Annotated in this window: 10 protein-coding genes; 2 read left to right on the top strand and 8 right to left on the bottom strand. The window is 37.3% G+C overall.

Annotation, left to right across the window (positions count from 1 at the left end; genetic code table 11):
* Positions 1-65: 65 nt before the first annotated feature.
* From HZI73_RS18725 to HZI73_RS18755, 7 genes are all read right to left on the bottom strand, one after another.
* A complete protein-coding gene (locus tag HZI73_RS18725; RefSeq protein WP_212694890.1) occupies positions 66-1349 on the bottom strand; it encodes a sulfatase-like hydrolase/transferase in 1284 nt (427 codons plus the stop codon).
* Between the two features lie 144 nt (positions 1350-1493).
* Positions 1494-3365: a heparinase II/III domain-containing protein gene (locus HZI73_RS18730; protein WP_212694891.1), complete on the bottom strand. Its 1872-nt coding sequence runs from the start codon at positions 3363-3365 to the stop codon at positions 1494-1496.
* Between the two features lie 17 nt (positions 3366-3382).
* Positions 3383-5119, bottom strand: coding sequence for a glycoside hydrolase family 3 protein (locus tag HZI73_RS18735; RefSeq protein WP_212694892.1), 1737 nt, complete (start codon positions 5117-5119; stop codon positions 3383-3385).
* An 11-nt stretch (positions 5120-5130) separates the two neighbouring features.
* On the bottom strand, positions 5131-5973 hold the full coding sequence (locus HZI73_RS18740; RefSeq protein ID WP_212694893.1) for an HAD family hydrolase: 843 nt from the start codon (positions 5971-5973) through the stop codon (positions 5131-5133).
* A gap of 76 nt (positions 5974-6049) precedes the next feature.
* Complete coding sequence (locus tag HZI73_RS18745; RefSeq protein ID WP_212694894.1) at positions 6050-7651, bottom strand: extracellular solute-binding protein; 1602 nt, start codon at positions 7649-7651, stop codon at positions 6050-6052.
* A gap of 53 nt (positions 7652-7704) precedes the next feature.
* A complete protein-coding gene (locus HZI73_RS18750; protein ID WP_212694895.1) occupies positions 7705-8571 on the bottom strand; it encodes a carbohydrate ABC transporter permease in 867 nt (288 codons plus the stop codon).
* Positions 8571-9470, bottom strand: coding sequence for an ABC transporter permease (locus HZI73_RS18755; protein ID WP_212694896.1), 900 nt, complete (start codon positions 9468-9470; stop codon positions 8571-8573). Before HZI73_RS18755 ends, HZI73_RS18750 begins: the two co-directional genes overlap by 1 nt.
* 177 nt (positions 9471-9647) lie before the next feature.
* On the opposite strand from HZI73_RS18755, the gene HZI73_RS18760 reads away from it, so the two are divergent.
* A complete protein-coding gene (locus HZI73_RS18760; RefSeq protein ID WP_212694897.1) occupies positions 9648-11357 on the top strand; it encodes a cache domain-containing sensor histidine kinase in 1710 nt (569 codons plus the stop codon).
* 11 nt (positions 11358-11368) lie between these two features.
* Positions 11369-12952, top strand: a complete 1584-nt coding sequence (locus tag HZI73_RS18765) for a response regulator transcription factor (RefSeq protein WP_212694898.1) — start codon at positions 11369-11371, stop codon at positions 12950-12952.
* Between the two features lie 13 nt (positions 12953-12965).
* Here the strand turns inward: HZI73_RS18765 and HZI73_RS18770 are convergent, their stop codons facing one another.
* Positions 12966-13745 carry a nucleotidyltransferase domain-containing protein gene (locus HZI73_RS18770; protein WP_212694899.1) on the bottom strand — a complete coding sequence of 260 codons (780 nt, stop codon included), beginning with the start codon at positions 13743-13745 and terminating at the stop codon, positions 12966-12968.
* Positions 13746-13832 lie beyond the last annotated feature (87 nt).

The following is a 13832-nucleotide window of genomic DNA, read 5'->3' on the forward strand; positions in this document are numbered from 1 at the left end:
TGGAATATTAGCATATAACTCGTAATGATACATTTATCAATGTACTCATGATTTTCTTCTATAATCTACCTTTCATTAAGCAAATCCAGCATATTCTCAACAACCCTTTTATAAGCTGGCAACTCCACCAGATTCGTCATCTCAACGGGGTCTTCCCATAAATCAAACAATAAATAAGGTTCATGCCCTTTGGCGGTTACTACCAATTTATATCGTTTATCTCTGACCATCACCCAATGTTTATGATTGCTCATAAGAATCTCTGAGAAAACGGGATAATCATGGTCTTCTTCATCTATTTTACCTTCTATTAACCCTGCCAAACTGTGTCCATGCTTACCAGACACTTGATCTAGACCAGCTAATTCAAGACATGTTGGGTAATAGTCTATACATGAAACCGGCGTCTTTATTCGTGTTCCTGCTTTTGCTCCAGGCGCATTCACAATTAATGGTATACCACACGATTCTTCATAGGGAAGACACTTGTTCAGCTGACCATGACTTCCTTGCATATCGCCGTGATCCGATGAGAACAGTATGACAGTCTCATCATCAATACCAAGCTCTTCCAAGGTTGCCATAAGCCGACCAACGCCTGTATCAATCTGAGTCACCATGGCATTATACAAACGTTTATAATGGGCCATATCGTTCCCATACTTCTGAAAATCTGGATCATTTTCTATTGGTCGAGGACTGTAGGGAGATTGGGTTGGTGTAAAGGGATCAACCCCTTGATAGTTAAGAGGAAAAAACACAGGGGACTCTGCATACATGGCTTCATAACAAGGTGAAGGCTGCTCTGGATAATGGGGTGCTTGATAAAAAACAACGTGCACGAAAGGTTTATCTTTATCAGCCAGCATCCTTAATCGTTCTACGCCTATATCCGTTGTAACATCTGTTCTATGCCCTTCATACCGTATCTCTTCATTATCTTCATTATAGAAACACACATCTTTTAAAAAGCCATTGTAGCATTGATAACCTATAAAATGCTTAAAGCTACCTCTTAAATCTTCGGGTATTGGGCAATTACCTGCTCCTCCAAGATGCCACTTTCCTACAAAGCTCGTTTCATAGCCTGCTCTATTGAAACTATCCGCTAATGTTTCTACTCCGTGAGGTAATGGGTCATTATTGTTCCATACACCGTTATCCCGTGTATACATTCCAGTAAATAAATTGCCCCTATAAGGTCCACAGACTGGAGAGTTGGCATAGCAATTATCAAAAACAACACCCTTTTGGGCTAAACGATCGATATTGGGTGTTATCACATGATCTCTTTTGAACCCCATTGCATCTTTATGCATTTGATCTGCCATTATCATCAATATGTTCATGTCCATTCCCTCCACTTTTATATCCTGTAACTATATTATACAATACTTATTAAAAGCTATCGACCTATCATGACTATAAAATTAGCCGTAGTATAAGATAGGTTATTAAAGTACATCAATACTTATGGGCACATACATTAGCCATTACTTTATAGTAACTGTCGATGTACCACAACGCTTACAACTTATATGCTTCAACTTCAGCCTATAAACCATCTGACCCCAAGCCCCCACTAACTTCATATCCTCCAGCTTTATTTCTTCAATTTCAACAATCAATTGATTAGGATCATACACCATTTTTCTTATCTCTTGTTGGCATTCCATAGTCATGATGCCTGGGCTTAACAGAACAGGCTTTTGAAGTGTCATAAATACAAGTGTAACATGCCCATTGTTTTCCTCTAAGGCATAGTCATCCTTAATGCTTATGGTATGTTTTTTTCTATCTAGCCGAATACACCGTTCCCAACGTATCACTTTGGCTTCCTTTGGATAAGCTTTGCTGATATCGCATATGAACTCTGACACATGTTCATTTATATGAACGTCCTTAATGGATGCCTTGAAAGAAGCCCCCTGTTGCTGGTTTCTACCATTAATAATGGGTACATTATGGTAAGCTGACTGCATTGTCCATATGTCATATCTACTTTCCCCAAAGGTTTTGGATGTATAGACCCCTACACCAACATCAATGAATAACGGATAACCATTGGCATATACAATCATATGTCCAACATCATTATGGTTATGACTTTCATCATTATGGCCACCTTTGACAGCAACCAACAGCCCCCTTTGATCTTCATGCTCTCTTGCTATGAAAACTTGTATACTTTCAAACCATTCCGTAAGATTGAACTTAAAATCAGATGAAGCTTTATCCGTATATGCATCAAACAGATACGCCATCAGCCTAAGACCAAGATGGCATCTTGTATGAGTCATATCATATCCATAACGCTTATATAATGTTAGACCAAAATGCATCAGGTCATCATCTTGAATTGCGAAACCATACCTTGCCACTAATGGGTAATCCATACTTGGAATCGGTAAACTATCTGCAAAATTAACAAATTGATTACCACCAATATTGACTGCCTTAATAAACCTTCCTATCTGTTTGATACGTTCTTCATGATAGATATTGACATAACCATCTGTCACCTTGTTGATGATATCAAGAGCATCCAAAAGTGAACCACCTGCATGCCCCCAATAAGAGGGTCCTTCATCACAGCCCCCATCGTCATCATAGTGGTTTATAAAAATTGTTAAGATTGACATGATTTTCTCTATACCGCTTACCCGCTTAGCATGATCACCCTCCATAAAGGCGATACAAGCTGAAATATTAGACAATATCCAAGGTGTCCAATTATTGATATGATGTCCTGCTGTTTTTTTACTGTCTTCATGCCACATCCACCAATAATCATTTCTTTCTAAAAAAGGTTTTATTACTCTTTTATTGACTGCATCATGTATTCTATATGTCACAGCTACACTTTCATTATCGAGGGTAGTCTGTAATACATAATAAACCCATGACAAAAGTGCACCTGTTTCAGCTACCATCAGGTCAATATAGGTTGTTCCCACAACATGAAGACCACAATCCTCTGTGTCTGGTACTTGATTAAGGTGGGCAGGATATACCCATGTTGATTCTTCACAGATACTCCAGATGATATCCATAATTGCTGTTGTGTATCGGCCTCTATGCTCAATACATTCAGCCAATGTAAGCATACTCAGTCGATGACGTCTTACATGGTAGATGTCTTCGAAGTTTTGTCGATTACCAATTTTATACCTTTCCAAATATGTACTCGCTCGTAAGGGTTGTATTGGTGTTTTCAAGTATGCTTCAGCTTTCTCTCGAATAACCGCCTTATCTTCTTTTCTTACATGCTTCCATAAGTTGCGCTCTTGAATCGTTGGATAAGGGTGAAAGAGTTTCTTATCCACTACATGACCCTTTAGATTTCCAAAATACGTCTCAAACATCTTATCTCCCCTCGTATTTAATGTTTTTCTAACTCCAGTCCATGATTAGCACTTATAGAACCATAGATCACATCTGCAATAGCCTTGATATTTTCTCTACCAGATGGACAAAAGGATACGATTGCCGTATTCACGTGCTTTGGTACACCAAACTTTTCATAAGGTGTATTGGAAACAACGATAACGGGTGCTTCTTGATGACACAATAAGTCCATGACTTCCATCATGTTTGCATGGGTTCGGTAATTGTAATAACTGGTGGTCACAATCAGATCATATTTTTCATGCTTTAATCTGCCTTTAATGCGTTCTATACATGCTTTGGATACTTTTTCTTTGACAACTACAACGGATACATGATCGGAATGTTTCAACATCTCCTCCCATAATACACCTGGATGCACATACATGTTATTGATAAACGAATGAAAATGATGCGTTTGTTCAATGAGGAGAACTTTTTTATCCTTTGAAACAGGCAGTAGACCCCCTTTATCACGTAATACGGTAACGGACTTTTCAGCAGCCTCTCTTGCAACTGCCATAATCTCTTCATCATAAAAAGGTAATCCTGCTTCACTTGCATTGACTTTACCACCATTGTCAGCAAGGCCCATATCGTATCGCATTTTCAATATACGCATCACCGAAGCATCCAGCATGTCCATGCTATAACGACCTGTTTTAACGGCTTCTATAACACATCCAATAATATATTTGTTGACAGGTGTCTCATTTCTACACAGAATTAAGTCACATCCAGCAAGTAAGCTTCTAACAACTGCTTCACCTACTTCATAGCGATCAAGGAGGCCATGCATACTGATATTATCTGTGGTAATAACCCCTTTAAATCCTAGCTCTTCACGCAATAGTCCTGTTATAATTGCTCTAGACGTAGCTGCTGGGTCATGTGACGGGTCCAATGACGGATAGGCTGTGAAAGCTGCCATGATGGCTGGAAGTCCTGCTTTAATCAGTTCTCTATAAGGTCGAATATGTTTTTCCATTAGTTCGGCTTTTGATAAATCAATGACAGGTAACCCAAAATGTGCATCTTGTACAGAATCACCTCGTCCTGGGAAATGTTTCCCTGTGGATATGATATGCATTTCATTAAACCCTCGAATGGATTCTTTTGCATAGGCAATCACCGTATCTGTTTTATCTGAATAAGCCCTAGGACCGATTTCAGGGTTCAATGGATTTGTATTCACATCTAATACAGGGGAATGAATCATATTTGCTCCTAATGCTCGGGCCTGTTTTCCTAAGCTTAGTGCCACTTTATAAGCCATCTCCGGCTCCTTTGTAGCTGCTAATCCCATGGGAAATGGGAATAACCGCTGACCAAATAGAAAATCCGCTCCTTCGCCCTCTTGGTCAAAGGTAAAATGAAGTGGTACCCCATCGTTATGCTCCATAGCAAGGTCCCGAAGGGTATTCAGTGTGGTTGCATACTCTTGTGGTGTACAAGCAACACGCTTGGCTTTAAATGTCCCAGGCCGATCATAAGATTTGCTATCCGGTTCTTTAAATAAGCTGGGGTGAGCCCCTTCCTTGCTGTCATAGCCTCCATGAAATTTCTGAGCGATGCGAAACCCGCCTACATGATATGTCTTAATCATCTCAATAATATGAGGCGTGATAACGGGACCAGCGAAGCCAAACACCATTAACTGTCCTACTTTTTGCTCCAATGTTAATTTCTCAAATATATTGTCTACCCAAATCTGTTTCTGACACTTTTCCATGGTATCCTCCATTACTCCAATCCTAATGTTATTTTATAACGTTTAACGGCTTCAAGATAATCGTTGCTATCATCATGATTATGTAGTAATTCTTCAAATATCTTATCTTTTAACATGCCCCATGACCATCCTTCATCCTGAGGCTGAATGGGATAGAACCGAATGTGATTCTGTGCTGCTGCTCGCATATCACCTGGTGCATCACCAATCATAAGCGCTTGATTGGCATCATATCCTTGCTCTATTAATCCTTTGATAAAATCTTCTTTCTTACCGTATTCTTGTCCCCCAATCAATTGTACAAAAGGAGCGATACCTAATGCTTTCCACTCCTTATCAATGGCATCATGATTAGCAGACGATACAACGAAAATATCTGCATGTTTTGACATGACTTTAAGGCATGGTTGTACATGTTCGAATAACTTACTCTTCTTTTGCATTGTCTCTATACGGTTGTTCACATCTCTTGACCATCCATGGACTTTTTTCATCCCCAAATCATGGTTTTTTTCCATTTCTTGTTTCAAAGCATCCATGCTAAACATATGGGTGGTCTCAACCCAATGTCCAAAAGCATCGTACATGCTTAATTCTTGTTTGGAATAACGCTTTTTTAGTGTCATGATCATCTGCCAGAAACCTTGATAACGGTTAATACCCCGCCACTTACTATAGAGATTAATATGAAGCCATAAGTCCATCACTTCTTGCATATTTATTAATCCTAAGGTATCTATTAAAGCAGGTCCAAAACACTCCCTATGCTTAGATTCCATTGAATCAATGGCACAACCATCTGAATCCACACACACAAGGTATGGCGCTTTTTCTTTTTTTATCTGACTCATCATCGTACCTCATCACTCCTCTATACTCTAAAACAAAACCATCGACTGTTACCCGTCGATGGTTTTCATCGTCCATAGCTTATCTCACTTTGCTGTACCATTCCCGTGCTCTTTTGGTAACGGCTTCACCACCATTTTGATGCCAAAGTTCAACAAACTCATCAAACTTATCCATTTCCCAATCACCAATGATGATGCGGGTCATATACTCTTGATAGAGGGTATGTTGTTGAATATCGCTGTAACCATCATAGATTGTATTGGGCAAGCCATCACCAGCAATTCTTTTATCCAAGTCTTGGAATGACTCTTGCACTGCAAGCTGGGTTTCAAACATTGGCTTTCTGTCTTCACTCACTGAATTTAACATAATTTCAGTATTGAAAAAGAGGTCTTCTTCCGTAATTCTTGGTGTTGCAAGGAGAACGTTTTCTGATGTTGACTTGTCTTTTGGTAAAAGCACTTTTTCCCCATTTACAACTTCATAATCAATGCCTTCAACTCTAAAGGTATTCAGTTCTCTATTCTGACTGTCAAAAGCAAAATTTAGTAATTTCAAGGCATTAATGATGGTCGCTTCACTTTTATTTGCGATGACATATTCTGGTCGCTTAATATCCAAGTGGGTGATAAAGCTGTCATAACCTTCATTGGTTACATTGGGTAATGCTGCAAATGTTGCATCTGGATTAAGCTGAGTAATGGCTTCAAAACGAGAATGGGAATACTGTGATAAGTGATACCAAATCCCCACTTTATCGGATGTAATCTTTGCTTTCCAATCGGAACTGGAATTCAGGAATGTTTCATTATCCAGCAAACCTTCTTTGTATAATCCTCTGATAAATTCAATGGCTTCTTTCATATTAGGCGTTACTGCTGAATACGTCAATTCACCATCATAGACATCCCAGTTAGGATATCCCTCTGACATTGCAATACCATATATACCAAATAAGTAGTCCATCCAGCGACCAAATTCCCTACCTGATGTGGGAATTTCATCATCCGCATTTCCATTGCCATTGGCATCTAACGCTTTAAACGCTCGCAGTACGTTCACTAATTCATCTTTTGTTGTTGGCATATCCATTCCAACTCTGTCCAACCAGTCTGTTCTTATAAATGGTCCATAGTCGTTATAGAGTTGAACAGAAGGAATATAATAGATTCTACCTTCACCCTTAGGATCAGCTGCTCTAACAATATCCCATACATGCTCTGGAATTGCCTGCCATACATTGGGTGCATATTCTGGTAAGTAATCTGTTAAGTCGGCAATAGCCCCTTGTTGTGCCAGTGTAATTTCATTCCCTTTCCATGGTAGAAACATATCTGGAATATCCCCTGTTGCCGTCAATGTATTCAGTTTCTGAATGTACGCATCGCCGCCTTCCCAAGGCACATAAGGGGAATAAACGCCTATGCCAACATTGTCAATGAAAAATTGACTTTGCGGTCCATCTTTCTTCACTTCAAGATAGCCAACGTTTTCTCGCCATATCTCTACATAGGGAATTTCTTTTTCTTGCGGTTTTTTATCCGGCTTTTTATCCTCTGCCCCATCATTGTTTTTTGTTGTGTCATTTGCTGGCATTGTTTCTTGTTTATCACGACTACCACACCCCATCATGGACACCATTAGTCCTAATACCATGACTACACATAAAAATTTTTTCATCTTGTCGTTCTCCTTTCAAATCTATATGATTATTTTTAAATAGATTTAGCCATTTAGCCTTTTACGGAGCCTAACATGGCACCTTTAACAAAGTACTTCTGAATATAGGGATAAACCATAAGGATCGGTACGACTGCAAAAATAATGGTTGCTGACTTAAGCGTCACATCATTGTAATCTAAGAGTTCTGTAATGGAAGAGTTAACCAAGTCTTCTCCTGCAGTAATGTATTGCCTTAATCTTAATTGTAACGGAAACAAGGCTTGACTTTGAATAAATAGAATCGGATGAAGGAATTGATTCCATATCATCACAGAATAAAATAAACCAAGGGTTGCCATGACCGGTTTTGACATGGGTAATAGTATACGCCAAAATATTTTAAAATAACCTGCCCCGTCAATTTTTGCAGACTCTTCAAGATCTGCTGGTAATTGTGAGAAAAAAGAACGCATAATCACCAAGTTATAGGCCGTTACTGTATGGGGCAAAACCAGTACAAAAAAATTATCAAATAATCCAAGATTCTTAATGGTTAAGAAATAAGGAATTATGGGCGCTTTGAATATCATGGTAATGATTACAAAAACCCCTAGAATCTTTGCCAAAGCGAAATATTTCTTAGACAGGGGGTAAGCCAGAAATGCTGTAATAATCAGTGCTAGCGTAGTACCAATAACTGTCGCAAGAAATGTAACGCCAAAGGACCTCCATAAATCTGCTCTTAAGAGAATGTACCGCCATGAAGCAAGGGTGATGTCCACAGGTAACAGAAATACTTTTCCTGCTTCCACAGCTATGGACTTACTCAAAGATGTTGCCAACACAGACAAGAGAGGTACAATCATGATGATGCCTACGATGGATAGAAACAAAGCTATTATACCATCATACAGTTTATCAATTATTTTTCTTCTCATCAGATAATACCCCCTTCTGAAAATTTCTTTGATAGCTTATTAAAGGCTAACACTAGCGTCAACCCAACTACGGATTGAAACACACCAATAGCGGTGGTTGCGCTAAACTGCCCCTGCAAAATACCAACCCGGTACACATAGGTATCAATGGTGTCACCTACAGATTGTGTCATAGGTGTTAGAAGGTTATAGACATGTTCAAAACCAATATCTAAAAACCTGCCTATTTGCAGTAATAAAAGCACAAGTAATGTTGGTACAAGAAGGGGCAATGTTATATTAAGCATCTGCTTAAATCTTCCGGCACCATCAATCTTAGCGGCTTCATATACACTTGGATTAATCCCGCTAATGGCTGCTAAAATGACAATGGTACCCCAACCGGCATCCCGCCAGATACCTGTTAATACCACAATTAATCTGAAATACTCTGTTCGCTGCATAAATAATATGGGTTCATAGCCTAACATGCCCAATAATGAATTTACCACACCATTGGCGGATAACAAGTCAAATGTTAACCCTGCAATGATAACCCAAGAAAAAAAATGAGGAATATAAAAAACAGTTTGCACGGTTTTTTTGAATTTTAGGTTTCTTACTTCGTTCAATAATAATGATAATACAATTGGTACTGGAAAAGATAACACGATTTTTAAGAAACCAATAATCATCGTATTATTAAATACCCTCCAGAAGTCTGGATACTCAAAAAATGCTTTGAAATGCTTCAAGCCTACCCAAGGGCTATCTTTGATCCCAGTAAAAATACCATAATCTTTAAAGGCTATGGTAATCCCCAGCATAGGTACGTACTTAAATAATATAAAGAATATGATGCCAGGAATCACCATCAGATAGAGTTCCCAATACTTTTTTATGTTCTCTTTTAGACCCATTGCTACATGTCCTTTCCAAAAATCTATTCGCTACACTATGCATTATAAACGGATTAACGCAGAATAAAAGTAATCATTTTTAAGTATAAAGGTATTCATTTTTTAGTCGGTAACTTTTACATATTGCTATATTCGCGGTTATCTGATTAAATAGAGATAGAAAACGAGGTGTCCCACATGCTGAAATTAAATAACCTTAAATTAAGAAATAAACTTTTCGCCAGTTACCTGATTCTATGTGTCCTTCCAACCATCGTTGTCTCCCTATTTATCTACAATTTTTCCAATAATAACATTGAGAAAACCTCCTATGAGTTTATGGAACTCTACACGGATCAGATGGCTCAAGATGTTAACGGGGACCTCACACTGATTAATAACCTGTCAAAAACAATATTCTATAACGCGGAGTTATTTGAGTACTTACAGCACTCTGGTCGTTATGAAACCTTTGACAAAATTAACTTCAAACTCGAGATTGATAAAATGCTCTATTCTTTTGTGGTACAAACCCCCTCTATATTTGGCATCACCATTGTCACCAACCATAAGGATATACATGCCATTGGTTATGCACAGGAAGCGATTATACCTGAATTACTCTATCAACAAACTTGGTACAAAGATATTCTTAATTCCAACGGAGAGATGATTATCACCACAGCACATGATTTGCCTTACGTGGATATCAATGAACACATTACGACCATTACCATTGGTCGTCTTCTCATAACACCTGACGGTAAAGTTGGAGGTGTCTTATTGTTTGACATTAAACCCGATAACCTCGTACACTCACGGTTCAAAACAGATTTTATTTATGCCTATGATGCACAGGCAGTCATCAAAAACCCAAAAGGTTATCTCTATAATTCAGACGCCACACCTGACAAAGTACCTTCTAAGGATTTATCCAACTATATTTTTATTAAAAAATACTTAGACATATTTGACATAGAAGTTTCAACGTATATTTCAAAAGATACACTCTATAAAGAAAACAAGCGTATGCTTGCCATTACCCTATCCATCGTGCTTGTTAGTGTATTTTTAATAACCTTTCTGAGCTTCTACTGGAGTGGACATCTTTCTAAACCCATTATCTCTTTAACCAATGTGATGAATCGAATTGATTCTGGTTCTTATGAGTCTATTGAAGATGATGGGCGTAGAGATGAAATTGGTATCTTAACAAATGCCTATAACAAAATGGTCCTACGTATAAAAACACTTATTGAAGACGTTTATGTGGCTCGCCTTAATAAAAAAGAGGCTGAACTTGCGGCTTTGCAGACGCAAATCAACCCACATATGCTCTATAACACCTTGGAATCCATCCGTATGAAGGCTGCAATCAACCATGATAAAGAAGTGGCAAATATGATAAAAATATTGGGCAAGATGTTTCGTTTATCCCTTAATCGCACTCAGAACATCAACTATATTTTTGATGAGATTAATTACATTGATACCTACATCGATCTGCAAAATATTCGATATGAGAATCGGTTTTCACTGGTACTGGATGTGCCTGACGAAGTCATGAATGCTCAGATCATCAGCCTTGTATTTCAACCGATTATTGAGAATTCCATTAATCACGGCTTCAAAGACAAAAAAGAAAACTGTATCATCTCCATCCAAGGCCGTATAGCTCACAATATCATTACCATTAAAATTCATGATAACGGTTCTGGTATGTGCCAAGAAAAATTGGATGCACTTAACAAACACCTGCACGATGACCAAGTTTTAGCAAAAGGAAGTATTGGCATTAAGAATGTCACATCACGGCTACGTTTACACTATGGTACAAATTTTGATATCTACTATGAATCTAAACCATTACAAGGCACCACTGTCACACTCATGATACCCCATATATAGGAGGATAAAATATGTATAAAGTACTGATTGTTGATGATGAGAAGAATATAAGAGAAGGTTTAAAAGTAATCATTGATTGGGCTTCATTTAACTGTGAAGTGATTGCAGATGTGGATGATGGTTTGTTAGGATATGATGCTGTTAAAGCTTTACGTCCTGATATTATTATTAGTGATATCAAGATGCCTAACTTAGATGGTATTGATATGATTAAACGGTTAAAAAGTGAAAACATTCCTGGTAAATTCATTATACTAAGCGGGCACTCCGAATTTGACTATGCCAAAAGTGCCATCACCCTTGGTGTTAAATCATATCTTTTGAAACCATTAGAAGAAGAACATCTTGAAAAATGCTTAACCCATATCCTTCATGAGTTAGAACGTGAAAATAAGGAAAAGAATGAAATCAACCAATTAAAGACCGATTATATCAACCAAAGTATGATCTATCGTTCATCCGTTCTTAGAGATATCGTAGACGGCTATTCGGATAGCAACGAAGACATTAAAAATTTATTGCAATTAATCCAAATGCGCATTGAAGCTTCGGATTATACCTGTGGGGTTATATCCATAGAAAGTGAACTCTCTACAGATGTAAGTACACAGCTTCCTATTCTTGAAAAAGAGCTTAACATGAATGCAACAGAGATTCGTTTATTCCTCTATCGTAAGGACCAGATTGCTTGTATCATCTATAACAACCCTAGACGACAAGATTTCTACTATGATATTCACTATAAAACCGATCAAATCCTCAATACGAAAACCACCTTGGCTGTAGGCCGTCCATACAAGCATCTTAATGGTCTAGGTAAGTCTTTTTCAGAAGCTCAGAATGCCCTTAGTTACAAACTCATTAAGGGCAATAACAGCGTAATTATCATTGAAAATGTGGAGAAATTAGCAAAAAGCAGCAACATGTTCTCCACGGATATGTTCAACCAGCTAACAAGCTGTATCGAACATCATCAAAAAGATACTGCAAAAAAACTCATTCAAGATTACTTCTGTACACTGTCTCACAAAAAAGATGTCTCACTCTTAGACTTAAAGCTGAACTGCCTATATTTCATTATTCCAATACTGCGGGAACATCCTAATCTTCATGAACAGATGTCTGAAATCGTTGGGCAAGATATTATGACCTTGAACAGTATTTTTCGTTTTCTTACCTACGATGAACTGATTAATTGGTTCATTAATATCATCAACACCATCATGGATTATGTACAGGCTAATAAGAAAAAAGATACCCTTGCTATGATCGATAAAATCAAGCTATACATTAAGAAAAACTATGCACAGAACATTACATTATCCAGCATCGCTGATACATTCTATATAAACCCTTATTACCTCAGTAACCTTTTTAAGTCTAAAACGGGTACAAACTACTTACAATACTTAACCAAGGTTCGTGTTGAAGTTGCTAAAGATCTCTTAGAAACCAGCGACCTCAAAATCTATGAAATCGCTGAACAAATTGGTTATGGCAACCCAAAGTATTTTAGTACTGTTTTTGAAAAGCATATGGGGATGAAGCCTAGTGAGTATAAGAGAGCTAGTAGAAAGCCTAATAGCCTATATTAATGGCTTTTAGGCTTTAAATCTCTGCATATGGAACAGTGTTAAAAAACCAAAATAGTTCATTTTCTAAAACATATCCCCTTCTTAATCGATTGTCAAAATGATATTCTATGAAATAATTATTAACATAGTTATAGAATTCCACCATTTTCTTATAGGAATAAGTATGCATCACTTCATTTAGTAATAATATAAAGTCCTTGGGGATATCTTTACAATTTTCCAATTCCTTATACATGTTTTTGACACATGGATAAAGAATATTGTTATGTGCTAATACCAAACGGCATGCATAAAAAGCAGTATCATAAATACATTTATTTAGATAAAATGTATTCTCTAAATCATCACCAGCGCTAAATCTACTACTCTTCATTAGAGAATAAAACTTTCTTATATTTTCACTTTTTTCACCAATCAATATATTCGGTTTGTCTAATAGTAGTCTATCAATATCACTATCTCGAGAATAAAGTACTTTGGAATGATACAATGTACTTTTAATACTTTCATTGCCATCCTTCCATACCTTTTCCAAGAATTCTTTGGGTATTATTTTTCCATCAACTTCTACTTTAAAGTCTTTTGAATCAAAATCCGTTCCCCAAAAATAGTTTTTGCAAGTTCTTTCCCTATTGAATCTTGCATCTGTTACAACAACAATAACATCAATATCTGAACGATCTGTTTCAGTTCCTCTTGCTATAGAACCACATAGTATAAGTGCTAGAACACTCTCATCTTTAGAAACATAATTAATTAACTGTTGAATAGTATCATGTTGGTTATTATTCATTAAATTCTCCCCTTTAATGTCCGATTCTTATTTTGTTTACTTGTAAACTGGAGTAACAAGTTCCTATATATATTATCACATTCACTT

Source organism: Vallitalea pronyensis (genome assembly GCF_018141445.1).
Lineage (GTDB): Bacteria > Bacillota > Clostridia > Lachnospirales > Vallitaleaceae > Vallitalea > Vallitalea pronyensis.

Excerpts from the sequence above, each read along its gene's own strand:
- HZI73_RS18770 (WP_212694899.1), bottom strand. The coding sequence starts at position 13,745 with ATGAATAATAACCAACATGATACTATTCAACAGTTAATTAATTATGTT.
- HZI73_RS18725 (WP_212694890.1), bottom strand. The coding sequence starts at position 1,349 with ATGAACATATTGATGATAATGGCAGATCAAATGCATAAAGATGCAATG.
- HZI73_RS18765 (WP_212694898.1), top strand. The coding sequence starts at position 11,369 with ATGTATAAAGTACTGATTGTTGATGATGAGAAGAATATAAGAGAAGGT.
- HZI73_RS18730 (WP_212694891.1), bottom strand. The coding sequence starts at position 3,365 with ATGTTTGAGACGTATTTTGGAAATCTAAAGGGTCATGTAGTGGATAAG.
- HZI73_RS18745 (WP_212694894.1), bottom strand. The coding sequence starts at position 7,651 with ATGAAAAAATTTTTATGTGTAGTCATGGTATTAGGACTAATGGTGTCC.
- HZI73_RS18740 (WP_212694893.1), bottom strand. The coding sequence starts at position 5,973 with ATGATGAGTCAGATAAAAAAAGAAAAAGCGCCATACCTTGTGTGTGTG.
- HZI73_RS18750 (WP_212694895.1), bottom strand. The coding sequence starts at position 8,571 with ATGAGAAGAAAAATAATTGATAAACTGTATGATGGTATAATAGCTTTG.
- HZI73_RS18755 (WP_212694896.1), bottom strand. The coding sequence starts at position 9,470 with ATGGGTCTAAAAGAGAACATAAAAAAGTATTGGGAACTCTATCTGATG.
- HZI73_RS18735 (WP_212694892.1), bottom strand. The coding sequence starts at position 5,119 with ATGGAAAAGTGTCAGAAACAGATTTGGGTAGACAATATATTTGAGAAA.
- HZI73_RS18760 (WP_212694897.1), top strand. The coding sequence starts at position 9,648 with ATGCTGAAATTAAATAACCTTAAATTAAGAAATAAACTTTTCGCCAGT.